This window comes from Sphingopyxis sp. H053, assembly GCF_001468225.1.
Taxonomy (GTDB): Bacteria; Pseudomonadota; Alphaproteobacteria; order Sphingomonadales; family Sphingomonadaceae; genus Sphingopyxis.
The window spans coordinates 82,190-106,064 of record NZ_LNRU01000011.1 but is presented as its reverse complement, the minus strand read 5'-3'; the positions used below and the strand labels follow the sequence as shown (position 1 = coordinate 106,064).

Annotated in this window: 27 protein-coding genes; 9 read left to right on the top strand and 18 right to left on the bottom strand. The window is 65.2% G+C overall.

Annotated features, from left to right (window positions below; genetic code table 11):
* Window positions 1–65 precede the first annotated feature (65 nt).
* The 11 genes from ATE70_RS19475 to ATE70_RS19425 are packed head-to-tail and all read right to left on the bottom strand — an operon-like array spanning window position 66 to window position 7,795.
* A complete protein-coding gene (locus ATE70_RS19475) occupies window positions 66–896 on the bottom strand; it encodes a flagellin N-terminal helical domain-containing protein (protein WP_058539345.1) in 831 nt (276 codons plus the stop codon).
* Window positions 897–911: 15 nt separating this feature from the next.
* Window positions 912–2,237: a flagellar hook-associated protein FlgK gene (gene flgK / locus ATE70_RS19470; RefSeq protein ID WP_058539344.1), complete on the bottom strand. Its 1,326-nt coding sequence runs from the start codon at window positions 2,235–2,237 to the stop codon at window positions 912–914.
* Window positions 2,234–2,551, bottom strand: a complete 318-nt coding sequence (locus tag ATE70_RS19465; protein WP_082639737.1) for a rod-binding protein — start codon at window positions 2,549–2,551, stop codon at window positions 2,234–2,236. The genes flgK and ATE70_RS19465 overlap by 4 nt, the downstream gene beginning before the upstream one ends.
* Complete coding sequence (locus ATE70_RS19460) at window positions 2,548–3,657, bottom strand: flagellar basal body P-ring protein FlgI (RefSeq protein WP_082639738.1); 1,110 nt, start codon at window positions 3,655–3,657, stop codon at window positions 2,548–2,550. The genes ATE70_RS19465 and ATE70_RS19460 overlap by 4 nt, the downstream gene beginning before the upstream one ends.
* Before the next feature lie 14 nt (window positions 3,658–3,671).
* Window positions 3,672–4,331, bottom strand: a complete 660-nt coding sequence (locus ATE70_RS19455) for a flagellar basal body L-ring protein FlgH (RefSeq protein WP_058539343.1) — start codon at window positions 4,329–4,331, stop codon at window positions 3,672–3,674.
* Window positions 4,312–5,097 carry a flagellar basal-body rod protein FlgG gene (gene flgG, locus ATE70_RS19450; protein WP_058539342.1) on the bottom strand — a complete coding sequence of 262 codons (786 nt, stop codon included), beginning with the start codon at window positions 5,095–5,097 and terminating at the stop codon, window positions 4,312–4,314. Before flgG ends, ATE70_RS19455 begins: the two co-directional genes overlap by 20 nt.
* A 12-nt stretch (window positions 5,098–5,109) precedes the next feature.
* The gene (flgF, locus tag ATE70_RS19445) at window positions 5,110–5,853 is read right to left on the bottom strand and encodes a flagellar basal-body rod protein FlgF (RefSeq protein ID WP_058539341.1); all 744 of its coding nucleotides are present in this window, start codon (window positions 5,851–5,853) and stop codon (window positions 5,110–5,112) included.
* 35 nt (window positions 5,854–5,888) lie between these two features.
* Window positions 5,889–6,716, bottom strand: coding sequence for a flagellar hook-basal body complex protein (locus tag ATE70_RS19440; protein ID WP_058539340.1), 828 nt, complete (start codon window positions 6,714–6,716; stop codon window positions 5,889–5,891).
* A gap of 29 nt (window positions 6,717–6,745) precedes the next feature.
* Window positions 6,746–7,048 (bottom strand): flagellar hook assembly protein FlgD, encoded by a 303-nt coding sequence (locus ATE70_RS19435; protein ID WP_058539339.1) that lies wholly within the window; start codon window positions 7,046–7,048, stop codon window positions 6,746–6,748.
* Window position 7,049: 1 nt separating this feature from the next.
* On the bottom strand, window positions 7,050–7,460 hold the full coding sequence (gene flgC / locus ATE70_RS19430) for a flagellar basal body rod protein FlgC (RefSeq protein ID WP_037512556.1): 411 nt from the start codon (window positions 7,458–7,460) through the stop codon (window positions 7,050–7,052).
* Window positions 7,457–7,795 (bottom strand): flagellar basal body rod protein FlgB, encoded by a 339-nt coding sequence (locus ATE70_RS19425; RefSeq protein ID WP_058539397.1) that lies wholly within the window; start codon window positions 7,793–7,795, stop codon window positions 7,457–7,459. The genes flgC and ATE70_RS19425 overlap by 4 nt, the downstream gene beginning before the upstream one ends.
* 284 nt (window positions 7,796–8,079) lie before the next feature.
* Here ATE70_RS19425 and ATE70_RS19420 point away from each other — a divergent pair, with 284 nt between their 5' ends.
* The 6 genes from ATE70_RS19420 (at window position 8,080) to ATE70_RS19395 (ending at window position 13,135) form a co-directional block, all read left to right on the top strand.
* Window positions 8,080–8,601, top strand: a complete 522-nt coding sequence (locus ATE70_RS19420) for a flagella basal body P-ring formation protein FlgA (RefSeq protein WP_058539396.1) — start codon at window positions 8,080–8,082, stop codon at window positions 8,599–8,601.
* 169 nt (window positions 8,602–8,770) lie between these two features.
* Complete coding sequence (flgM, locus tag ATE70_RS19415; protein WP_058539338.1) at window positions 8,771–9,067, top strand: flagellar biosynthesis anti-sigma factor FlgM; 297 nt, start codon at window positions 8,771–8,773, stop codon at window positions 9,065–9,067.
* Window positions 9,064–9,372, top strand: a complete 309-nt coding sequence (locus tag ATE70_RS19410; protein WP_231732753.1) for a hypothetical protein — start codon at window positions 9,064–9,066, stop codon at window positions 9,370–9,372. Before flgM ends, ATE70_RS19410 begins: the two co-directional genes overlap by 4 nt.
* Window positions 9,373–9,451: 79 nt before the next feature.
* Entirely contained in the window at window positions 9,452–10,279 is an 828-nt protein-coding gene (locus tag ATE70_RS19405; protein ID WP_058539337.1) for a transglycosylase SLT domain-containing protein, read from the top strand.
* Complete coding sequence (gene flhA, locus ATE70_RS19400; RefSeq protein WP_058539336.1) at window positions 10,276–12,399, top strand: flagellar biosynthesis protein FlhA; 2,124 nt, start codon at window positions 10,276–10,278, stop codon at window positions 12,397–12,399. Before ATE70_RS19405 ends, flhA begins: the two co-directional genes overlap by 4 nt.
* Window positions 12,389–13,135 carry a sigma-70 family RNA polymerase sigma factor gene (locus ATE70_RS19395; RefSeq protein ID WP_056373201.1) on the top strand — a complete coding sequence of 249 codons (747 nt, stop codon included), beginning with the start codon at window positions 12,389–12,391 and terminating at the stop codon, window positions 13,133–13,135. The genes flhA and ATE70_RS19395 overlap by 11 nt, the downstream gene beginning before the upstream one ends.
* A gap of 67 nt (window positions 13,136–13,202) precedes the next feature.
* Here the strand turns inward: ATE70_RS19395 and ATE70_RS19390 are convergent, their stop codons facing one another.
* The 7 genes from ATE70_RS19390 to manD form a co-directional block, all read right to left on the bottom strand.
* Window positions 13,203–13,706 carry a MarR family winged helix-turn-helix transcriptional regulator gene (locus tag ATE70_RS19390; RefSeq protein ID WP_058539335.1) on the bottom strand — a complete coding sequence of 168 codons (504 nt, stop codon included), beginning with the start codon at window positions 13,704–13,706 and terminating at the stop codon, window positions 13,203–13,205.
* Window positions 13,707–13,733: 27 nt separating this feature from the next.
* Window positions 13,734–14,147 (bottom strand): hypothetical protein, encoded by a 414-nt coding sequence (locus ATE70_RS19385; RefSeq protein WP_058539334.1) that lies wholly within the window; start codon window positions 14,145–14,147, stop codon window positions 13,734–13,736.
* A gap of 25 nt (window positions 14,148–14,172) precedes the next feature.
* Entirely contained in the window at window positions 14,173–14,547 is a 375-nt protein-coding gene (locus tag ATE70_RS19380) for a hypothetical protein (RefSeq protein ID WP_056373730.1), read from the bottom strand.
* Window positions 14,548–14,605: 58 nt separating this feature from the next.
* A complete protein-coding gene (locus ATE70_RS19375; protein ID WP_231732763.1) occupies window positions 14,606–15,103 on the bottom strand; it encodes a response regulator transcription factor in 498 nt (165 codons plus the stop codon).
* Between the two features lie 112 nt (window positions 15,104–15,215).
* Window positions 15,216–15,923, bottom strand: coding sequence for a FadR/GntR family transcriptional regulator (locus tag ATE70_RS19370; RefSeq protein WP_058539332.1), 708 nt, complete (start codon window positions 15,921–15,923; stop codon window positions 15,216–15,218).
* Window positions 15,924–15,956: 33 nt separating this feature from the next.
* On the bottom strand, window positions 15,957–16,862 hold the full coding sequence (locus ATE70_RS19365) for a DUF4861 family protein (RefSeq protein ID WP_058539331.1): 906 nt from the start codon (window positions 16,860–16,862) through the stop codon (window positions 15,957–15,959).
* Window positions 16,862–18,073, bottom strand: coding sequence for a D-mannonate dehydratase ManD (gene manD / locus ATE70_RS19360; protein WP_058539330.1), 1,212 nt, complete (start codon window positions 18,071–18,073; stop codon window positions 16,862–16,864). The genes ATE70_RS19365 and manD overlap by 1 nt, the downstream gene beginning before the upstream one ends.
* 154 nt (window positions 18,074–18,227) lie before the next feature.
* Between manD and ATE70_RS19355 the strand changes: the two genes are divergently transcribed.
* The 3 genes from ATE70_RS19355 to ATE70_RS19345 all read left to right on the top strand — a co-directional run bounded on the left by ATE70_RS19355 (window position 18,228) and on the right by ATE70_RS19345 (window position 23,870).
* Window positions 18,228–19,526: a glycoside hydrolase family 88/105 protein gene (locus ATE70_RS19355; RefSeq protein WP_231733423.1), complete on the top strand. Its 1,299-nt coding sequence runs from the start codon at window positions 18,228–18,230 to the stop codon at window positions 19,524–19,526.
* 172 nt (window positions 19,527–19,698) lie between these two features.
* Entirely contained in the window at window positions 19,699–22,638 is a 2,940-nt protein-coding gene (locus tag ATE70_RS19350; protein WP_058801029.1) for a TonB-dependent receptor, read from the top strand.
* Window positions 22,635–23,870 carry an alginate lyase family protein gene (locus tag ATE70_RS19345; RefSeq protein WP_156419711.1) on the top strand — a complete coding sequence of 412 codons (1,236 nt, stop codon included), beginning with the start codon at window positions 22,635–22,637 and terminating at the stop codon, window positions 23,868–23,870. Before ATE70_RS19350 ends, ATE70_RS19345 begins: the two co-directional genes overlap by 4 nt.
* Window positions 23,871–23,875: the final 5 nt, after the last annotated feature.

Genomic DNA, 23,875 nt, shown 5'->3' with positions numbered 1-23,875 from the left:
CGGCCCCCGCAAATTCAGGGACGTCTTGATGATTAACGGCAGCAGCGCCGCAAGATTGAGGGGCGTCAGTTCAAAATATCGAACAAGCTCTGCCGGTTGATCTTGGCAAAGGCCGCCTGCGCCGCCTGCAGCGTCAGATCCTGGGCTTTGAGCTCCGCGATCGCGACGTCGAGGTCGGTGTCCTCGACCGACGACCGCTCATCCTTGAGCGTGATCCCGCGCGCCGCGAGCCCGTCGGCGATGCGGTCGAGCCGTCCGCCCGACAGGCCGATTTCGGCATGTTTATCGGCGGCATGGCTGATCGCGGTGTCGAGCGCCGTGATCGACGTTCCCATCATCGCCTTGTCGCCCGCCGCAACCGCGGCGGCGGCATCGCGAATGCCCGTCGACAGGCTGTTTCCGCCGACGACGAAAACATCGGCCGCCGACGGAACCGGGGCGAAGCTGAGATCCGAATCAAAGCGCATCACGCGCGCGGTGCCAGCCGCAAAAACGGGCTCACCGTTCGAATCGCGCGTCGCGGCCAACGCGTCGAGTTCATCGGCGATCGTGCCGAGTTCGGCGGCGATGGTCGCGCGGTCGGCGGGATTTGTCGTATCGCTCGCTGCCGAAAGCGTCAGCTCGCGCGCGCGGGTCATCAGGTTGCTTACCGATTTCATCACGCCATCGGCCTGCGACACCAGCGCGTCGGCCGCGTTCACATTGGCCGACCAGGCGGTCATGCTCGCCTGCGTCGTGCCGATCGTCGCGATCCGCCGCGCTGCGACGGGATCGTCGGACATGCGCAGCAGCTTTTTCCCGCCCGATATCTGTATCTGCGTCCGCTCGAGCGCGTCGGCGAGTTTCTGTTGGCGCGCGATTTCGCGCGTCATGCGGTTGCCCACGGCGTTGATCATGATCCTGACCCTTCCTTAGAGCGAGCTGAGCAATGTTTGCATGGTTTCGCGCGCGACCTGGATCGTGCGCGCGGCCGCCGAATAGGCCTGCTGGAAGCGCAGCAGCTCGGCGGCTTCGGTGTCGAGATCGACCTGGCTGACGCCGTCGCGTGCCGCGGCCGAAGCATCGGCGCGCGTCGCCGCGGCGGCGTCCTGCGCCCGCGCCGACGACACGGCCTGCGCCTGTGTCGCAAGATGGCCCGACCAGCGCGCTTCGGGATCGTTCGCCCCGCGCATCGCACCAAGCGCGAGCATATTGCCGTTGCTGCCCGACGCGTTCGCCGCCGCCACTTGATCGGGGGTCAGCGGCGCGGCGGTCAGCGTTGCCGCGCTGGTGCCGGTGAACAAGGCCTGCCCCGGATTGCCATTGGCGTCGGTGCCCGCCTGATGCGCGGCGTTGAGCTGGCTCGCGAACTGCGTCGCCATCGTGTCGAGCGATGCGCGCTGATCGGCGACATGGATCGCGCCTTCGGCAAGGCCGGCAAGCGAGCCGGTCGAGATGGCAAGCGGCGAACCCCCGACGCTGTACGACAGGCGCCCGTCGGGTGCCGCGGTGACCGAAATCGGGTTCACCACGCCGCCGCCGACGAGCAGGTCGCCCGATCCGGCCGCGCGCAGCGTCACCGCGCCATTATTGTCGAAGGTCGGGCTGACGCCGGCCTGCGACGACAATTTGTCGAGCAGCCGGTCGCGCTCGTCGAGCAGGCTCGCCTCGTTGGTCGAGCCCGGCCGCGCCTTGCGCAGCCCGATGTTGATCTGTTCGAGCGCATTCAGATTGCTGTTGAACTGATCGACCGTGCTCGCTGCAGCGCCCTCGATCCCCTCGCCCATCTTGTCGAGCTGGCCCGCCGCGGTACGAAAGCCCGACGCGATATCGTCGGCCGATTGCAGGAACTGCGCACGCAGCGTGCGATTCGTCGGATCGGCGGTCAACTGGTCGGCGGTGGTATAAAGCTTGGTCAGCCCGGTCTTGATGCCGTTGGTCTCGTCGCTCAGCGCATCCTCGGTCTTGCCGAGCCAGCCGAGCTTCGTCGCCGAGCGTTCGGCGTCGCCCGAGGTGATGCGCGAATCCTCGATCAGCCAGCCGTCGACCGAACGGTCGATGCCACGAATGTCGACGCCGCCGGGGTTGGTGTTGCCGCGATAGAAGATCGAATTGCCGCCGCCGACGGCTTCCATCATTTCGAGCCGGCGCCGCGCATATCCGGGGGTCTGGGCGTTGGCGATATTGTCGCCGATCGTCGAGAGCGCACGCGAATAGGCTTTGAGCCCGCTATAGCCGATGCCGAGCAGGTCGCTCATTGGACGCCTCCCCCAGAGCGAACGGCGCCGCCCGCGAGCTGGCCGCGGAACTGCCGCTCGACCATGTCGGCGATCCCGAACTGGCGCATCGCGGCGAGGCTGTCGGCGGTGCGCGCGTCGGCCATTTCGCGGAAATTGTCGGTCGCGCTCGACCCCAATATATCGTCGCCGAGCTTGGCCTGCCGCATCGACGCCATCAGCTGGCGCAGGATCACGGCTTCGAATGCCTCGGCCGCCTTGCGCAGCCCGCCATCGCCGCCGCCAGCGGCAGCGGGCGTCGGCGTGGCGTGGACAGAAGAAATAGGGCTCGTCATATGATCACCAGTTCCGCAGTGAGCGCGCCGGCCTGGCTCAGCGCCTCGAGGATGGCGACAAGGTCGCCCGGGGGGACGCCCATGCGATTGATCGCATCGACAAGTTCGGAAAGCGAGGCGGTCGGCTTGACCAGCATCACCGGACGATAGTCCTGCTCGACGCTGATCTCGCTCGACTCCTCGACCGCGGTCTGGCCGCGGCTGAACGGCGCGGGCTGCACCACCATCGGCGATTCCTTGATCGAGACGGTGAGCTTGCCCTGCGTCACCGCGGCGGTGCCGACGCGGACCGCGCCGTTGATGACGACGGTGCCGGTGCGCGCATTGACGATGACCTTGGCCGGCGGCTCGGCACGCTGGACGCCCAGATTCTCGATCTGCGAGATCAGGCGCATGCGCTCGTCGCCGTTGCCGCCGGTGCGGATCGCGATGCTGGCGCCGTCGATCATCGACGCCGAGCCGGGAAGCGCGGCGTTGATCGCATCGGTCACCCGCTTGGCATTGGTCGCGTCGAACTGGTGAAGGTTGAAGGTCAGATAGCTCGACGTCGCAAAGCCGGTGTCGACCGCGCGCTCGACCGTCGCGCCGTTCGCGATGCGGCCGCTCGACGGCACATTGACGGTCAGTTTCGATCCGTCGGCGGCATCGACGCCGAGCCCGCCGATGACGAGATTGCCCTGCACCATCGCATAAATCTGTCCGTCGGCACCATAGAGCGGCGCGAGCACGAGCGTGCCGCCGCGCAGGCTTTTGGACTTGCCGATCGCCGACACGGTGACGTCAAGCCGCTGGCCGGGCTTGGCAAAAGGCGGCAGCTCGGCGGTGATCATCACCGCCGCGGCGTTCTTGAGCGCGGGGTTCACGCCCGGCGGCAGTGTCAAGCCAAAGCGCGACACCGCGCCCTTCATGCCCAGCGTCGAATAGTCGAGGCTGTCGTCGCCCGTGCCCGCGAGGCCGACGACGATGCCGTACCCCGTCAATTGGTTGGCGCGCAGGCCCTGGAACTGGCCCATGTCCTTGATCCGCTCGGCGTGCGCGGGCGCCGCAAAGGCGAAGCTCGCGAGCAGGAGCGCAAAAAGGGTGAACAGGGTCGGACGCTGGGTCACTTCAAATTCCTCTGTTAGAACGGGCTGATGATCGAGAAGAAGCGCTGCAGCCAGCCTTGCTGGCTCGCGCGGGCGATCTCGCCCTTGCCGACGTAACGGATCTTGGCATCGGCGACGCGCGTCGACAGGATGCGGTTTTCGGGGCTGATATCGATCGCGCGGATGATTCCGGAAATCTGGACGCGTTCGTCGCCGCGATTGAGCGTGAGCAGCTTTTCGCCGCGCACGAACATCGTCCCGTTCGGATAGACGGCGGCGATCGTCACGCTGACTTCGCCCGACAGCGCGTTCGACTGCGACGCATCGCCCTTGCCCTTGAACGCCTGGCTACCACCCATCGCAATGTCGCTGGGATTGAACAGCGACAGCGGCCCGGTGGTCGGCGGCGTCAGACCGATATCGCCGTCGCGCTGCGTGCCCGCGGCATTGCTTTTCGTCGCCGCGGTGCGCTCGACGAGCTGGATCGTGACGATATCGCCGACGGCGCCTGCGCGCCCGCCCGAGGTGAGCGCCACATAGCTGCCCTGAAAGATCGAGCCGTTCGCCGGCGGCGGTGCCGGCGGCATCGGCATCGAAACCGAAAAGGCGTCGGGCGGCAGCTTGTCCTTCGCGAGCGCCGTGACGGGCGCAAGCGCAAGGCCAAGCATCGCCAGATTAGAGAGTCTGCGAGGCATTTTTCATCATCTCGTCGGTGGCCGAGATCATCTTCGAATTGACCTCATAGGCGCGCTGCGTCTCGATCATGTCGACGAGTTCCTCGACGACATTGACGTTCGATCCCTCGAGCATCCCGCCGCGCAGCGTGCCGCGGCCTTCCTCGCCCGCACCGCCGGCCAGCGGCGCGCCCGATGCCTGCGTCTCGACGAGCATATTGCCGCCGATCGCCTGCAAGCCCGCCGGGTTGGCGAAGCGCGCGATCTCGATCCGCCCGAGGTCGAGCGCGGTGCCGTCGGCACCGGTCGCCGACACGGTGCCGTCGAGCCCGATCGTCACATTGCTGGCATCTTCGGGAATCTGGATCGCCGGCGTCATCGGCTTGCCGTCCGAGGTCACGATCGTGCCGTCGGGCGAGCGGCCGAAATTGCCCGCGCGGGTATAGCCGGTGCGCCCGTCGGGCATCTCGACCTGGAAATAGCCGGCGCCGTCGATCGCGACGTCGAGCCCGTTGCCCGTCGCCTGGAAGGTGCCCTGCGTATCCATGCGCGCAGTGCCGTTGAGCGCGACGCCGGTGCCGAGGTTGAGACCGGTCGCATAGCGGTTTTCCGCCGTCGACGGCGCACCCGGCGCGGTCATCATCTGATAGCTCAGCGTCTCGAAGCTCGCGCGGTCGCGCTTGAAGCCCGTGGTGTTGACGTTGGCGAGGTTGTTGGCGATCACCTGCATCCGGAAGCCCTGGGCATCCAGACCGGTCCGCGCGACGTGCAAGGCACCGATACTCATTTCATAATCTCCTTAACGGGGAAGCTGCATCAGATTGGCGGTTGCGCTGTCCATGTCGCGCACGTCGCCGATCATCTTCAATTGGGTGTCCCAGCTGCGGCTCGCCTCGATCATCTCGACGAGCGCAGCGGTTGCGGTGACGTTCGATCCTTCGATCGAGCGGGTCAGAAGCCGCGCTTCGGGATCGTCGGGCAATATGCCCCCGCCCTTCACGCGGAACAGGCCGTCGAGCCCCTTGGCGATGTCCGACCCCGTCGGGGTCGCAAGCCGCAGCCGGTCGACCTCCTGCGGATTTTCGGGATCGCCGCCCTGCGGCACGATCCACACACGGCCTTCCTGGTCGATCGTGATCGCGTCGGCGGGCGGGATCGTCACCGGTCCCTGGCCGCCCTGCACGGGATTGCCGTCGCCGGTGGTGAGCAGCCCGCTGGGCGAAATCTGCAGATCGCCGCGCCGCGTATAGGCTTCTTCGCCATTCTTCGCCTGCACCACGAGCAGCGCATCGCCCTGCATCGCGATGTCGAGGTCGCGCCCCGTCTGGGTGACGGTGCCCGCCCTCATATCGGCGCCGAGCACTTCTTCGGACGACATGGCGCGCGCATCGAGCCCGTCGCCGTCGAGCCACAGCGACTGCGCGCTCGCCATGTCGGCGCGGAAGCCCGGCGTCTGGGCGTTCGCCAGATTGTTGGCGATCGCCGTCTGCCGGGACATGCTGCCCCGCATCGCGGCGAGGCTGGTATAGATAAGGCGGTCCATCGATAATCTCCCGGCAGGCGGCGGTCAGCGGTTCGTCAGCGCATGCCGATGATCGTCTGGGTCAGCTGCGACGCGCCCTCGATCGCCTTGGCATTCGCCTGGAAATTGCGCTGCGCCGCCATCAACATCACCAGTTCCTCGGTGATATCGACGTTCGAGCGCTCGAGCGCGCCCGAGCGGACCGCGCCCATCGGGCCGTTGGTCGCGGCGTCGATCGTCGGCGGGCCGCTTTCGCCCGTCGACTGCCAATGCGCGTCGCCGGTCGGGCGCAGGCCCGACATCGTCGGGAAGGTCGCCATCGCGACCTTGCCGAGCTTCTGGTCTTCACCATTCGCAAAGGTCGCGGTGACGAGGCCGTCGAGGCCGATCGTGACGTTGACGAGCCCCGAGGCCGGATCGGTCGGCGCACCCGCGGGCAGGCGGAGGTCGAAGGCGCCGGCGAGCGTGTTGTTCGTGACATTGCCGTTCGCATCGATCGGCAGAAGTTGAAGCTTCGCGCCCGTCGAATCGATGACATAACGGTCGGGGGTGGGTTCGAACGACCCGTTACGCGTATAGGAGATGGCTTCGCGCGGCGGCTCGCCCTTCACGATGAACATGCCCTCGCCGACGATCGCGAGGTCGAGCGTCTTTTCGCTCGCTTCGTACGAGCCCTGCGTGAACTGCTGGGTAATGCCGTTGAGGCGCGTGCCCTGACCCGCGATCATCTTCGTCGACTGCGTCGGTGACGACGCGAAGATATCGCCGAACTGCGCCTTGCTGCGCTTGAAGCCGATCGCGCCGGCGTTCGCGATATTGTTCGAGATGACCGACATGTCGGTCTGCGCGCCCTTGAGGCCCGAAAGCGAAGTATAGAATGACATGGACTAATCCTTCCTGAAAGGTGGGGAGCTTAAGTGGTGGGCGGCGTCGGCGTGGGCGCCGGTGTTGCCGCCTTGATGTCCTTGAGCAGCTGGGTCTGCGCGGTGAGCTGCTCCGAAATCTTCGAGAGCACCGTGTTCGTCTCGCTGATCCCGGCGAGGCTCGAGAATTGCGCCATCTGGGCAACCATCTGCTGGTTATCGACCGGGTTGAACGGATCCTGCTGCGACAGTTGGGCGGTCATCAGGCGCATGAAGTCGCCCTGATCCATCTGCTTGCCGCCCTTGGGCTGGAACACCGGATTGCTATTGTTGGTGATGCTGTTGACGCTCATTTTACTGTCCCATCCTGAGGGTTTCGTTGATCAGGCCCTTCGCGGTTTCGAGGACCTGGACGTTGTTTTGATATTGGCGTGCGGTCTCGACCATCTCGACCAGCTCGGCGGCGCTATCGACCGCGGCTTCCCAGACGTTGCCGTCGGCATCGGCGAGCGGGTTCGACGGATCGTGGCGTTTCGAGGGCGCCATTTTCGAGGTCGTGACCTGGTCGATCTGCACCGTCGCGCGGCCATGATCGTCCATCACCGTGCGAAAGACGGGCTTCAGCGAGCGGAAGGCGCCCGCCTCGCTGCCCGCGACCGTTCCCGCATTGGCGAGGTTCGACGCGGTGGTGTTCAATCGGACGAGCTGCGCCGACATCGCGCGGCCGCTGATGTCGAAGACGGAGAAATTGCCGTTCATCGTCATTCGCCCTTGAGCGCACGCGACAGCGTGTTGATGCGCCCGCTGAGGAACGAGAGGCTCGAACGATAGGCGAGCGCATTTTCGGCGTACGCGGTCTGCTCGGTCGCCATCTCGACGGTATTGCCGTCGAGCGACGCCTGGACGGGGACGCGATAGCTGATCGCGCCCTCGGTCGAGCCGCCCTGCTGCGCAAGGTCGAGCGCCTTGGCGAAATCGATATCGCGCGCCTTGTAACCCGGCGTCGCGGCGTTCGCGATGTTCGACGCGAGCATCATCATGCGCTGGCTGCGCAGCTGCAGCGCGGTGGCGTGTAGGCCAAAGAGTTTCTCGGATGCCATCATCACATTCCTTCGCTTGTCGCCTCCGGCGACGGGGCTTTCACCGGGATCCGGCCGGTTGGCACGGACGCGCGGAAAAACACCAAGACATGATGCAATGGCCGTGCCAAACCATGATTATTCATATTTTTCAGTTGTTTAATTTGGATCAACGTCTGCGGCGCGTGTGGCTCGTCAAAAATCTGACGACGCCGCACACGGCCCGCAAAACCGCGCACCAAACCGCGACTGGCACGCTTCCTGCAGTTTATCGGGCGACCATTTTGGACCGAAGGAGATGGACCTTGTCCCGTAACATTCTCGCGCGGCTCGCCGCATGCGCCGCCACCCTTTCGCTCGCCGCGCCGATCGCGGCAGAGGCGCAGCAGGGCAATGAGGATTGGCAGACGATCGACGTACTGACCGACATGGTCGCCAACGCCATGGGGCGGAACGCGACCCCGGTCGACCGCCGCATCAAGCTGGCGCGCTGCCCCGAACAGGCATCGGTAACCGCACTCGACGCCCAGACGCTCGCGGTGCGCTGCGCCTCGCTCGGCTGGCGCCTGCGCGTGCCGATGACCGCCCCCGCCGGTGCATCGCCGGTCGCGGCGAGCTTCGCCCGCCCCGCGGCAAGCGCGCCCGTCATCCGCCGCGGCGACAATGTCCGCGTGACGATCGAAACCGAAACCTATTCGATCAGCTACGCCGCCATCGCGACGCAGGACGGCCGCGTCGGCGAGACGATTGCACTGCGTGGCGCCGACGCCAAATCGACGCTCAGCGCTACCGTCACCGGAGCCGGCCGCGCGAAACTGCAAGACTGATTACCCTCGCTTACCCTCGGACCAGGCCCGGACTGTCGGCTTTCCGACGGCGCCGGGCCTTTCTTTTGTCTTTTTTGCGGCGAGCCGCCTTAAACGATCGAAACCGCGTCCGTTAAAGCCTTCGTGAACCGCGTCGTCACTTTTCTGACGGCACCGGATGGAGGCTTTTATGTCGGGTGACAGCAAGATCGGACCAGTCGGCGGCATCGGCCGTGCCGGCCCGCTGCGCAGGGTCGCCAGCGAAGCGGCGACCGCGATGCGCGCCCCGGCGCAGCTCCAGCCGGCGCAGGACAATCTGCCGACCGCGCGCCTGACCCGCCTCGCGGGCAGCCTCGCCGACCAGGCGCCGCCGGTCGACATCGCGCGCGTCGCATCGCTGCGCACCGCGATCGCCAACGGCAGCTATGGCGTGCATCCCGCGATCATCGCGAGCGCGATGCTCGATTTCCATAGCGGGGCCGAATGATGCTGGCGCAGATGGAAGAAATTGAATCGCGACTGGCAATATTGGTGGGTGCGCTCGACGGGCATGACGCCGGTGCGATCATCGCAGCGACCGAGGAGCTCGCGACCGCGGTGATCCTGTTTCGCGGCGCGAACATCCCCGCAGGCAGCGAGCATCGCGCCCGCGCGCTGATCGGGAAGACGCTCAGCCAGCTCGAAGCCGCCGCGATGCGCGTCAATATCCTGAAGAACTGGACGCGTCAGAGGATTGACAAGAGCCACGAAATCCGCGGCACCCGTCCGCGTGGGGCGGCTTTAAGCTACTGATAACCACATAATTTCCCGCCGTTTCTGCGAAATGGCACGATGATTGCTTTTGGTCTGCTGAACAAGCGGAACCAACAGTATGAACGCAATCAACAATCCACGGGGTTCGACCCGCATCGCCGCTCCCGTGATGGACGCGGTGCAGAATGCGTCGGCGCGTTCGGGGATTGATTTCGATTATCTGTTCGACGTCGCGCGCGTCGAAAGCGGCTATAATCCGACCGCAAAGGCGCAGACCTCGTCGGCGCGCGGCCTGTATCAGTTCACCAAGCAGACCTGGCTCGCGACGCTTGACCGCCATGGCGCGAACCATGGCCTCGCCTGGGCGGCCGATGCGATCGGCCGCGACGCGTCGGGCCGGCTGACGGTCGCCGATCCCGCGCTCCGCCAGCAAATCCTCGACCTCCGCGACGATCCGACGGCGTCGTCGAACATGGCCGCCGCGCTGACCGGCGACAATCGCGACTATATCGAAAGCCGGATCGGCCGCAGCGCCGAACCCGTCGACCTCTATCTCGCGCATTTCCTCGGGTCGGGCGGCGCCGCCAAATTCCTGACCGCGCTCGAAACCAACCCCGACCAGCCCGGCGCGTCGATGATGCCCGAGGCCGCGGCCGCGAACCGGTCGGTCTTTTACGCCCCCGACGGCAGCATGCGCAGCCTCGCCGAGATCCGCGATCGCTTTCGCGTGAAGCTCGAGGACGGCGGCAAGATCGAAAATATGAAGCCCTTCGCCCCCTCGGGCTGGCACGCTGAGGCGACCAGTTCGAGCGGCCTCGCGAACAATGGCGGCGGACGCCCGCCCTTACAGATGATGGATATCCAGCCTATGCCCAGGAAGCTCTCGATGGGCTTTGCCGCCGATGCCTATCGGCGGCTCGCGTCGCTTTCGGGAGGCGCGGCATGACCGGCGGCTTCAATCTGGCCAACATCGGCCGCATCGCCGGCATATCGGCGCTGCCCGCGGGGATGCTGATCGTCGTCGGGCTGATGGTGATCCCGGTCTCGCCGTTGATCCTCGACATCAGTTTCGTCGCGAACATCATGATCAGCCTCTTGATCCTGATGGTCGCGCTGCAGGCGTCGAAACCGCTCGATTTCTCGGCCTTCCCGACCGTGTTGCTGCTCGCGACCTTGTTCCGGCTCGCGCTCAACGTCGCCTCGACGCGCGTCGTGCTCGTCCACGGCCACGAAGGCACCGCGGCGGCGGGCCATGTCATCGAGGCGTTCGGCCAGGTGCTGATCGGCGGCGACTATGTCGTCGGCCTGTTCGTCTTTTTCGTCCTGATGATCATCAACCTGATCGTGATCACCAAGGGCGCGGGCCGCGTGTCCGAAGTGTCGGCGCGCTTCACCCTCGACGCCTTGCCGGGCAAGCAGATGGCGATCGACGCCGATCTCAACGCCGGGCTGCTCAGCCCCGAAGAAGCCAAGGCGCGCCGCGTCGAAGTCGCGACCGAGGCTGATTTCTACGGCTCGATGGACGGTGCGTCGAAATTCGTGAAGGGCGACGCCGTCGCCGGCCTTCTCATCCTGTTCGTCAATATCGTCGGCGGGCTGATCCTCGGCATCTTCAGCCATGGGCTCAGCTTTTCCGAAGCGGGCAGCACCTATATTACGCTCGCGATCGGCGACGCGCTCGTCGCGCAGATCCCGGCGCTGCTGCTGTCGATCGCCGCCGCGGCGATCGTCACCCGCGTCGCCTCGCCCTTCGACCTCAGCGGCCAGATCGGCAGCCAGTTCGCCTCGCCGAACATCTGGATGGCGGTCGGCGGCATCCTCTTCATCCTGGGGATCGTTCCCGCGATGCCGCAGATGCTGATCCTGCCCGCCGCGGCGCTCTCTTTCGGGATCGGCTGGCAGCTGCGCCGCAGCGCCGCCGCGGTCGCCGACCTGCCCGAACCCGCCGCCCCCGCGCCCGACCCGTCGCTGATCGAATGGGCCGACGTCAGCGACGCGAGCGCGTGCCAGCTCGAGATCGGCTATGCGCTCGTCACCCTCGTCGACGAACGCAAGGGCTCACCGTTGATGACGCGCATCACGGGTATCCGCCGCCAATTGTCGAAGGAACTCGGCTTCGTCGTGCCGCCGGTGAAGGTCACCGACGACCTGTCGCTGCCCGGCAACGTCTATCGCATCTCGGTCGCCGGGGTGATCGTCGGCGAGGACGAGGTCTTCCCCAACGAAATGCTCGCGCTCGATTCGGGCGACCTCGTGACCAAGGTCATCGGCCGCCCGTGCAAGGATCCGACCTTCGGCCTCGACGCGCTGTGGATCCCGAAGGCGATGCAGAATGACGCGATCGCCGCGGGTTATACCGTCGTCGATCCGGCGACCGTCGTCGCGACGCACCTCAACAACAGCATCGTCGGTTCGGCCGCCGAACTGTTCGGCATCGACGACGCGCAGGCGCTGATCGACAATCTCAAGACCCATTATCCGCAGCTCGCGCAGAATCTGAGCCCGCAGGGCTATTCGCTGCCCCGCGTCGCGAGCCTGTGCAAATCCCTGCTCATCGAGCGCGTGCCGCTGCGCGATTTCCGCAAGATCGCCGAAGCGATGGTGGCGCTGTCGCCGCAGCAGCTCGGCGAGATCGACCTGATCGAAGCGGTGCGCCAGCGCATCGGCGCGCTGATCGTCCAGACGATCGTGCCGAGCCGGATGCCGCTTCCCGTCGTCACCTTCAGCCCCGAGGTCGAGGTGCTGCTCAACCAGGCGGTGCGCGCCAATCCCGCCGCCGAATGGCCGTTCGAGCATGGCATGGCGATGACGATCATCGACCAGGTCGGGCAGGCGGTCGAACCGCTGCTGCTCCAGACGCGCAGCTTTGCGCTCGTCGCCTCGCCGATCTGCCGCTCCGCCCTCTCGCGCCTCGTGCGCGCCACTTTCCCCGACGTCGCCGTCATCTCCTACCTCGAGATTCCGGCGACCAAGCAGACCGAAATCGTCGCGACGATCGGCGCCGAAGTGCCCCGCCTCGCGTCCGGGCCCGAGGCCCACATGGAGGACCAACCGCATGAGAATTGAGGCCGCCGAGCAATTTGCCGGGACCGCCGGCCGCGCGCCGCGCGCACGCGGCTACGGCGAAAGCGTCGAGGCGCTGGTCGAAGAATATTCGCCGCTCGTTCGCAAGATCGCGTGGCAGGTGTTTTCGCGCGTGTCGCGGACGAGCGAGCTCGACGACCTGATCCAGACCGGGCTGATCGCGCTGATCGAGGCGAGCCGCAATTATGAGGAGCGCGGGTTCGCCTTTGCCACCTATGCGACGACGCGCATCCGCGGCGCGATGATCGACCAGCTGCGCCGTGAGGCCGATGTCGGCCGCTCGGCGATGGTCGCGGCGAAGCGGATCCACGCAATGCGCGCCGCGCTCGAACAGCAGCTGATGCGCGCGCCGACAACGGCCGAAATGGCGGTCGCGTTCGACATGTCGGCCGAGGATTATTTCGCGCTCGAACGCAATGCGACGCATGGCCGGTCGACCTCGCTCGACGAACTCACCGACATCGGCGCCTTCCTCGCGACCGACGAGGATGCGGGCGCCGACGAACGGTGCGAGCAGGAGGATCTGATGGGGGCGCTGCGCCAGTGCGTCGGCCGCCTGTCGCACCGCGAACAGATGGTGCTCCAGCTCTATTTCTTCGAAGAGCTCAACCTGCACGAAATCGGCCTGACGCTCGACGTCAGCGCCGCGCGCATTTGCCAGATCAAGCGCGAGGCGATGATCAAGGTCGATCGGATGATGAAGGAAATGACCGAATAGGAGGAGCCGGGTGCGGTGCGCGCGACCAGTCGGCCCCGCACCCGGTTTCGGGGGTAAGGTCAGCCCCTCAGGCTGCCAGCGTTTGCCCGTTCTGCCAGGCGGCCCCGATTTTCTCGAAATAGGTGGCCATGCGTTCGGTGCCGATATCGGTCAGCCGGACGATCGTCCGGCGCCGGTCGCGCTCGTCGATCGAGCGGTGCAACAGCCCGCGGCGTTCGAGCGCAGCGATCATGCGCAGCCCCGACGATAGCGGAACGCCCGCGCCGGTCGCAAGATCGCTGGCGCTGAGCACGCGGCCGTGCGCGCCCGCGAGCATCAGGTCGAGCATCATGTCCCACGTCGGACCCGACATTTCGGCGGTGCCGAAATGGCTGCGGCGGATGCGCCGAACCTGGATGCTGAACGACAGCTGGTCGAGCAGCGCCGCGTTCGACGCCGTGTTGCCGCGCGCGCTGTCGATGGCGCGTACGGACGCGCCCGGCGATTCCTCGCCGCGGCTCGCCAGCAGTTCGTGGATCTGGTCGACCCGCGATTTCAGCTCGGCAATTTCTTGGTTCGAAAATTGCTGCATGTGACGATGCCCCTGGGGAGCCACATATCAGGCCGTGACGTTTTCCCGCCGGCTGGACGAACCCGATGCATAGATGATCAGCAACAGGATCGGGTACGATATATAGACTGAGAGGAGCGAATAGGGTCGCGCCAATATCTCCGAAAACATGAACTTCTGGATATGACCGAAAATAGCGATCAGCTGCCAACCGGTAATCCAGTAGGGCCAGAAACTCTGCGTGCGCATGGCAATGAACCAGAAGCTCAGCAGAACGAACATGTCGATGATGAAGATATTCAGTTCAATATCGGTCCAGGTCGGAAAAGGCGTCAGGGCACTGGTGAGGACCGAGGCGATCAATGCTGTATAGGCCGCCCAACGTTCCAATGGCCCGCCGCGTCGGATCGCGACGGCCACCGTGATGAGCAAGACAGCATAATAAATCGCCACGGACCACATTGTGGCAGTCAACCTTTCTTGCGGATCAACCGGCCTTCGCGAACGTAGCAGCACCATCGCCCGAGCGATCGTTGCTGCCTTCGTCGACCAGCTTCGCGGCGGCCGGCTTGACGCCCGCGCCGAACATCCGCGTTCCGAGGCCGACTTCCTTTTGCGTCACGGTCAGCGCCAGATGCGCGTCGGTCAGAAGCTGGCGGACTTCGCCCGCGGCGGCGAGCGCATGCGCGACCTTTGCCATCGCTTCCTGGCCGACGATCGCCGACATGTTGGTTTCGCGGCGCGCGGTGGGCAGCGTCGCGGCGAGCTGGGCGATGCGGATCATCGCTTCGTCGATCGCGTCTTCGGCCAGGTGCAGGTCGGAAGCGATCTTCTTCGCCGCAGAAACTCGTTGATTCAGCATCATCTTTTTCCTTGAAAAAGAATGCTACCGGTTCCCCCCCGCAGCATTCGTTCGAACATCAGGTCAGAACACGACCGAGTCCGACAAGGATCGAATAGAGGGCGGAGAAGGCCAGGATTGTCGCAAAAGCGATCAAAATCGGCCAGATTATCCTTTCCATCAACCCATGCCGGTTGGCCGGCTGGGACGCGGTAGGAAATGGCGAACCTATATCGAAAAATCGCCGAAACGAACTGCGCCCCGCTTCCGCATCGGGGGGCGGAGATACGTCGCCAAGGTCGATCAATTGATATGTCAAAGGCTGATAAGGGGTAACATGATCGAAGACACCGTTAACAGCAAGGATACGCGCCGCTTCTATTCTGTTGGAAACATTAAGTTTTTTTAACACGCGCCGCACGCGTTCGTCGACGGTGTGCGGCGAAACGTTCATCAGCCGCGCGATCTGCTTGGAATTTTTGTGCTCGTAAACGTGCCGCAGCGTTTCGATCTGCGCGGCAGACAGCAGGCTTATGTAATTGTCGGGGTCGCCTTGCACGGGGTTGGAATAGAGCATCACGAGTCGAAATCAAGGTCAGTAGATAGCTAATTTCCTGCGCGGCCCGTTCTGGGGCACGCGTTCGGCACCCAATCGCACCGATCAATAGCGCGCAATAACGGGCAGGCGGCTATCGGCTTTCCTTGAGCGTGCGATAGCGCAGAATCGATTTTTCGATATGCCGGCGCGCGGCGCGGCGCGCGGCGACCGGATCACCGGCCTCGATCGCGACGACGATCGCCTCATGGTCGCGGTTGATCGTATGCGCATAGCGTTGATGCAGGACGGGATCGTCGCCTTGCAGGTACAGCCGCCGCGAGGGGACGAGCCGCACGCCGAGAAACTGGGTAAAGCGCAGGAAATAGGGATTACCCGTCGCGCGCGCGATCGCGGCGTGAAAGGCGGCGTCGGCGGCGACCGAAGCGTCGACGTCGCTGCCTTCCTCCATCGCGTCGAGCGCGCTGCGCAGCGCCGCCAGATCGGCGTCGGTACGCCGCCGCGCGGCGAGATCGGCCATCTCGGCCTCGAACCCCATGCGCATTTCGAGCAATTTCAGCACATCGTCGATCTCGCCGATTTCCTCGGCGGTGACCTGGAAAGCGCGATATTGCGCGCCGTCGGGGACATAGGCACCCGACCCGCGCCGCGACACGAGCAGGCCACGCGCGGCGAGGCGCGAATAAGCTTCGCGCACGACGGTGCGGCTGACGCCGAACGTCTCGGTGATCTCTTTTTCGGTCGGGAAACGCGATCCGACGGGCATTTCGCCCGTTTCGATCTGTTCCTCGAAGCGCTGGACCAGATCATCCGCCAGCGACGCCGCCTTGGTTACCGCCATGGATGCTGCGTTATCATCGCGCCGCGAAGCTGGCTAGGGCCGGAAATCGGGTCGCTGCGCGTCGACATAGCTATTCCAGTCGCCCTCTGCCGCAAAGTCCCCCCCGCGATCCCACGCCGCGCCGCTGTAATAGACAAAGGGCTGCCCCGGCCGGACGCGGATGAGGATCAGGTAGTTGTCCCCATCCTCGGCAAATCCCGCGAAGGCGGCCGGATCGACGATCACCGCCGCCGCCATCCGTCCTTTTTCGCCATCGGCGGGTCCCCACCAGCTCAACCGCGCGGCGGCGGCGTCCTTGCGGACCTCGCCCAGCTTGCTCCCGTTTATCGGCCGTTTCGAAATGCCGATGCCGACGATCAGCTCGGCATCGCTGCTCGACGCGATGGTCGAGGTCATCCGGGTGAAATTCGTGCCCGCCGGCAGCGTGAAGCGGCGTGTTTCGCGCACCGTGCGCAGCGTATCGACCGGCCACGGCTCGTAATCGACGGTGAAGTCGGCAACGTCGGGCCTCGATTGCAGGATGCGCGGCCGCACATAGTTGCGCGAGGTCCACAGCTTGTTGTCGTACCAGATGCCGAGCCCGCCGGTCCCGCGGCCCGTACCGACATTATAGAAGTCGATCCCTTCGCCATGGTCGGCGTGCTGGTCGCCGGTGCGCAGCTGCCGGTCCATGAAAGGCCAGCGCACGCGCTTGCCCCACGCGTCGATCCCCGACGAGGAGGGCGGTTCGGCCTTCTCGAGCGCGCGACCATAGATACGGTGCGCGATGCGGTCGTTTTCCCAGAGGAGGTCGTCGAAGCGATAATCGGCGATCACCACCGCCGCGCGCGCTTTTTGCTCGTCCGCCGTGGCGGGCCGGAGCGGTTTATGCTGTGGTTTGGGCTCTTGGGCGCCCACCGGTGCGGCGAGCAAAGCAAGGGCAAGGAAGGTCAAACGCATTACCAACTCCACATCGTTCCGTCCTCGAGCCGGTTCACCGGCAGATAGGCACGGGCATAAGGAAAGGATTCGGCGAGCGCCTCGTCGATATCGACGCCGAGGCCCGGCGCGTCGCCCGGATGGAGCATGCCGTCCGCAAAGCGATAGGCGTGCGGGAAGACCGCGTCGGTCTCCTCCGTGTGGCGCATATATTCCTGGATCCCGAAATTGGGGATCGAAAGCCCGAGGTGCAGCGCCGCCGCCATCGTCACCGGCGACAGGTCGGTCGCGCCGTGGCAACCGGTGCGGACCTGGTGGAGATCGGCGAGCGAGGCGATCTGCCGCATATGGGTGATGCCGCCCGCGTGGAGCACGGTGGCGCGGATATAGTCGATCAGCCGGTTTTCGATCAGCGCCTTGCAATCCCAGATCGACGAGAAAATCTCGCCGACCGCGAGCGGCGTCGTCGTATGCTGGCGGATCAGGCGGAACGCCTCCTGATCCTCGGCCGGGGTCGCATCCTCGATCCAGAAGGGACGCCAGGGCTCGAGGTCCTTGCCGAGCCGCGCCGCCTCGATCGGGGTCAGCCGGTGGTGGACGTCGTGGAGCAGGTGGACGTCCCAGCCGAGCGCCTCGCGCGCCGCGGCGAACAGTTCGGGGACGACACGCATATATTTCGCCGTCGACCAGACATTCTCGGTCGGCAGGTCATTGTCGGCGGGCTCGTAGAAATAGCGGTCCTTGCTGACGCCATAGGTCGACGCCATTCCGGGCACCCCGCATTGCAGACGGATCGCCTTATACCCCTGTCGCTGGTAATCGAGCGCCGCTTCGATCGTGTCGTCGATCGTCGCGCCATTGGCATGGCCATAGACCATGCAGCCCTCGCGCGCGGCGCCGCCGAGCAGCTGATAGACCGGCAGCCCCGCGATTTTGCCCTTGATATCCCACAGCGCCATGTCGACCGCGGCGATCGCCGCCATCGTCACCGGGCCGCGCCGCCAGTACGCGCCTTTATAGAGATATTGCCAGATATCCTCGATGCGGTGCGCGTCGCGCCCGATCAGGCAGGGGACGACATGCTCCGACAGATAGGCCGCGACCGCGAGCTCGCGGCCGTTGAGCGTCGCATCGCCGACGCCCGTCGTCCCGTCGTCGCACTCGATCTTCAGCGTCGTGAAATTGCGGCCCGGTGCGGTCAATATCACCCGGGCTGACACGATCTTCGGCATTCCATCCCCTCATCGCCACATGACTAGTTGTGTGACAACCTTATTGACACTCGATCCAAAAGGAAAGACATATGTCACCGGTGTCAAGGTCAGGCCGACACCTCCATGGGAGAGGAAACACGATGCGCAGCGCCCGATGCACCCCGCCTGCCGCATGCGCGCGCTTTTCGGACATCATATCATCGCCGCGGTGGAGACCGTCGCCCAGCGCTATGCGGGCGGCGCGCGCGGCCCCTGGCAAGATCACGCCGAAACGTGCCTCCTTTCGCTGGTCGCCCCTTGTTGCCGTGAAGGAAATGCCATGCCGCTGAGCCTCTTTGCCCTGATGATGACCGCCCCCGCCGCCGCGGTGGCACCCGCCGAACCCGCGATGCCGCAGCCCGCGGCGATCCTCGCGCAGACGCGCCGCGTCGCCGACTGGCAGCTCGCGAACCGCACCAACTGGGCGACGATGCCCGCGGCGCGCAAGAGCGTGCAGGAAGTGCGCGACTGGCAGCAGGCGACCTTCTGGGTCGCGCTGACCGAGCTCGCCAGCCGCGACAAAAAATATGCGCAACCACTGCTCGATCTCGGCCGCGCCGAGAAATGGCAGCTTGGCGACCTCGCCTATCACGCCGACGATCAGCTCATCGGGCAGGCGTGGCTGTGGGCGGCGCAGAGTGGTGCGGGCAAAGGCGTGATCGCGCCGACGAAAGCCTATTTCGACAATGTCCTCGCCAATCGCCCGACGATCGGCCTCGAATTCATCCCCGTCGCGCCGGGCAAGAACACATCGATATGCACGGACCGCTGGTGCTGGTGCGACGCTTTGTTCATGGCGCCGCCGACCCTGCTGCGGCTGTCGAAAGCGACGGGCGACAAACGCTACGCCGATTTCGCGCACGAGGAATATAGGGCGACGACCGACTATCTCTTCGACCCGTCGGAAAATCTCTATTTCCGCGACAGCCGCTTTTTCGACATGCGCGACGCCAAGGGCCGCAAGCTGTTCTGGAGCCGCGGCAACGGCTGGGTGATGGGCGGCCTCGTGCGGATGCTGCAGGTGATGGACAAGAAGGATCCGAAGCGGCCGATCTACACGAAACTGTTCAAGGACATGGCGGCGAAACTCGTGACGCTGCAAAAGGCCGACGGCTATTGGCCCGCGTCGCTGCTCGACAACGACCCCGGCACGCCGCCCGAATCGAGCGGCACCGCCTTCTTCACCTATGCCTTTGCCTGGGGCGTCGACAACGGCCTGCTCGACCGCGCGACATATGAGCCCGCCGCGCTGCGCGGATGGGACGCGCTGCAGCGCGCGGTGCAGCCCGACGGCATGCTCGGCTGGGTCCAGCAGGTCGGCGACCGGCCCGACAGCGTGTCGGCGAAAGAGACGCAATTTTACGGAAGCGGCGCCTATCTGCTCGCCGGCACCGCGATGTACGACCTGTCGAAAAAGCGCGTAAAGCGTTGATATAAAACGGGCCGGTCCACCGTGACCGGCCCGTAGCCCCCCACAATGCGGGCGATTGACTTACCCTCCCAAAGTTGTAATACATCTCGCAAGTTGTATTACATCTAAAATTGACACCGGTATCAACCGGGTCAGTGCCGCCACCAGGGGCGGCGTGAAAAAGGAGAGGGAAATGAAGTCACCATCGGCCTTGCCGACCCGCGCCGCCCTGTTGGCGTCCGCTGCGCTATTTACTGCGATGCCCGCCTGGGCACAGGAAGCCCCCGCCGAAATCGGGAGCGAACAGGCGGCGGCGGTCGATGGCGGCGACGAAATCCTCGTCACCGGTACCCGTGCGACGCAGCGCAGCTCGATCGAATTCAAGCGCGCCGCCGACGTCGTTGTCGATGGCCTCGTCAGCGACGAAATCGGCGCGACCCCCGACAATTCGGTCGGCGACACACTCGAACGCATCGTCGGCGTCTCGGCCGACCGCTTCAAGGGCAACGCCAACGAGCTGTCGGTGCGCGGCCTCGGCCCGACCCTGAGCTTTTCGACCTTCAACGGGCGCGAGGTATCGACCGCCGGCCCCGACCGTTCGGTCGCCTTCCAGCAATTCCCGTCCGAACTCGTCAACGGGGTGCTCGTCTATAAAACCCAGCGCGCCGACTTCCTCGAGGGCGGCGTCGGCGGGGTGATCGAGCTCAAGTCGATGAAGCCGCTCGATTACGGCAAGCGGCGTATCCAGTTCGAGGTACGCGGCGATTTCCAGCCGCAGGACAATGACGTCTATCAGCACGACGGCCTCGGCTATCGCGCGAATTTCTCCTACACCGACCAGTTCGAAACCGGGCTCGGCGATATCGGCGTGTCGATCGGTTACCAGCGGCAGGACACGACCGCGCCCGAGGATTATTACAACGCCAATTCGACCTTCCAGCTCTGCAACACCTCGGCGAACAATCCCTTCCAGCTGACCGGCAGTGCCGCCGCGCAGATTGCGGCGGGCGCCAGCCAGAACTGCACCTTCGCGACGGGTCCGCGCTCGGTTGCGCCGAGTGCGGGCGCGACGCCCGTGGTGGTCGGCGAAACGCGTGGACCCGCCTATTTCGCCAATTCGTCGCGCAGCTTCCGCACCCAGACGACGTCCGAAGTGCGCGACGGCCTGATCGGTGCGATCCAGTGGCGCCCGTCGCCCGAGTTCGAAATCGCGATCGACGGTCAATATTCAAACCGCAACAGCCTCGAGGACCGCAACGTCCTCGGCATCACCGAGGGGCTGCGCGGGGTCCAGCCGCTGGTCATCGGCGACGGCAGCAACGGCTATTCGTCCGGCGCGTTGATGAGCTATCGCGGCAATTCGAACCTCGAAAACCAGCTCGAAACGCGGCGGCGCGTCGAGGAGTATCTGGGCGGCGGTTTGAGCCTGATCTGGTCGCCCGACCGCTGGAACGTCGCGCTCGACGCCTCCTATTCGAACAGCCACCGCACCGAAACGCAGAAGCAGACGCGCATGCGCTCGACGCGCCGCGTCGGCTATACGCTGACCTATGAAGGCGACGATGTCGTGCCGGTCGTCGCGTTCGACAATTTCGACATCACCGACCCGAACCTGTTCCTCGCGACCGCCAACAACGCGGTTTATGCACGCAACCGCTTCGTTACCGACCGCAAGGACCGGATCTGGGCGGCGCGGCTCGACATCGACCGCGAACTCGACGGCTTCATCACCGGGATCAAAGTCGGCGGGCGTGTGTCGGATCACCAGCGTACGAACGACAATGCCCGCAACAACGATCTCAACACGATCCCCGGCACCCCCGCGCAGGTCACCGCGCTGATCACGCAGGCGAACCGGAATTGCCGCGTGCCCTTCACCACGACCAGTTACATGAAGGGCATGGGGACGAACGTCACCAAATGGGCGACCTTCGACAACGACTGCCTTTTCCGGACCTTTGCCGGCAGCGACGACGCGCTGCCCTATCCTGAGGACGGCCGCGACCCGAGCGACATCGACGTCACCGAACGCATCTATGCCGCTTATGCGATGGCGAATTTCGAATCCGACGCGGGCAGCGTGCCGTTCAGCGGCAATATCGGCCTGCGCTGGGTCAGGACCGACATCACCTCGATCGGTTTCCGCCAGCCTTACCGGATCGTCATCGACACCGTCGGCGACACCTATTCGATCGGCGTCGACCCGGCGGGCCAGCTCCAGACCAACAAGGCGAAGGGCAGCTATAATTATTTCCTGCCGTCGGCGAACATCGCCTTCGACCTGTCGCAAGAGGTCAAATTGCGCCTCGCCGCCTATCGCGCCATCGCGCGCTCGGGGATCGAAAGCTTCGGCGCGGGGGTCAACCTCAACCCGACCACCTCGGCGACGGGGGTCGACAATATCATCTTCAACGCGACGACGGGCAACCCGAACCTCAAGCCGCTGCGCGCATGGAACCTCGACGCCAGCCTCGAGCTTTACGCGTCGCAGGACACGTTAATCTCGGTCGCGGGCTATTATAAATGGGCGAAGGGCACGGTGATCAGCGCCGAGGAGCCGATCTCCACCGATGTCACGATCACGACGATCCGCGACGGCGGCGCGCCGGTGACCGAAACCGTCACCATCGCCCCGGTGGCCCCGACGAACGACGCCGAAACGCGGCATCTTTATGGGGTCGAGGCGACCGCGAGCCACGCCTTCACCTGGCTTCCCGATCCGCTCGACGGGTTCGGCGTCCAGGGCTCGGTCAACCGCGCCTTTGCCAATTTCGAATATCCCGACACCTCGCCGATCGCCGACTATGTCGACCCGGCCAATCTGATCGGGCTGTCGAAATGGACCGCGAGCGGATCGGTGTGGTTCGAAAAATGGGGCCTCTCGCTCCGCGCGAACCTTCGTTACCGCTCGGGCTATTACAAGCCGAACGGCGGCACCAACCGCGAGATCCGCGGCGGCACCTATCTGAACCTGTCGGCGCAGTACGACCTCACCAAAAATGTTCAGGTCAAGCTGCAGGCGCTCAACGTCACGAACACGCAGGATATCATGGTCAAGGGCGGGTACGACAGCATCGCCGAGGTGTCGCGCAGCGGCCCGCAATATTTCTTCGGCTTCCGGGTCCGCCTGTGAAGCCAGCGACTTTAGCCCGACTCCCTTGGGCTATACTGGCCGCCGCCGCGTCATTTCCGTCCGCGGCGGCGGCTTTTTCCCCGGATTCCACCTGCAACGCGAGCGAGGGCTATTCGGCATCGTTCGACGGGCGCCGCACCTTCACGCTGCGCCCCGCCGATCTTGAGGCGATCAAGGCGGCGCTTCCCGATGATGCGGCGCTCGGCGCCGCCTACCGCGAGCTGATCATACGCGCCGACACGGCGCTCGCATCAAAGCCCGCCTCGGTGATGGACAAGCGCAGCATTCCGGTGTCGGGCGACCGCCACGATTATGTCAGCCTCGCGCGTTATTGGTGGCCGAACCCCGCGAATCCGAAAGGCGCCTATGTGCGCCGCGACGGCGACACCAATCCCGATATCGAAAGCAATCGCTTCGACCGCTTGGCGCTGAGCCGCATGGCGCGCGAAGCCGACACGCTCGCGCTTGCCTATTATTACAGCGGCGACCGCAAATATGCCGCGGGTGCGGCGCAGGCGATCCGCGCCTGGTTCCTCGACCCCGCCACCGCGATGAACCCGAACATGAATTTTGCGCAGGCGGTGCCGGGCGTGTCGAACGGCCGCCCCGAAGGCGTACTCGACGGCGCGAGCTTTATCGGCGTGATCGACGCGGTAGGGCTGATCGGCCCGTCGGGCGCATTGACGCCGGTCGAGACGACCGCGCTCGAAGGCTGGTTTTCGCGCTATCTCGACTGGATGCTGAGCAGCCCGAACGGCAAGGCCGAGGGCAAGGCGTCGAACAACCACGGCCTGTGGTACGATGCGCAGGTTGCGCGTTTTGCGTTGTTCGCGCGGCGGCCCGACATCGCGCGCGCGATCGTCACCGCCTTTCCCAAGGCGCGGATCGCGCAGCAGATCGACACGTCGGGGGCGCTGCCCGAGGAATTGACCCGCACGCGCAGTTTCCATTATTCGCTCTATGCGCTGGGTGCCGCCTACACCGTCGCCGACAGCGCGGCGTGCCTCGGCATCGACCTTTATCGCGCCGAGGAAAAGGGCCGCTCGCTGCGCAAGGCGACCGGCTATGTCGCCGCCTGGCGCGACCGCGCCGCCGACTGGCCGTACAAGGAGCAAGGCTGGCCCGCCGACACGCTCGACGCGCTGCTCGTGCGCGCCGACGATGCATGGGGTCCCGGCGCCTATCCGCGCAGCATCGGCGGCGACCTGTTGCTGCGCCATCGCACGCGGTAAGGACG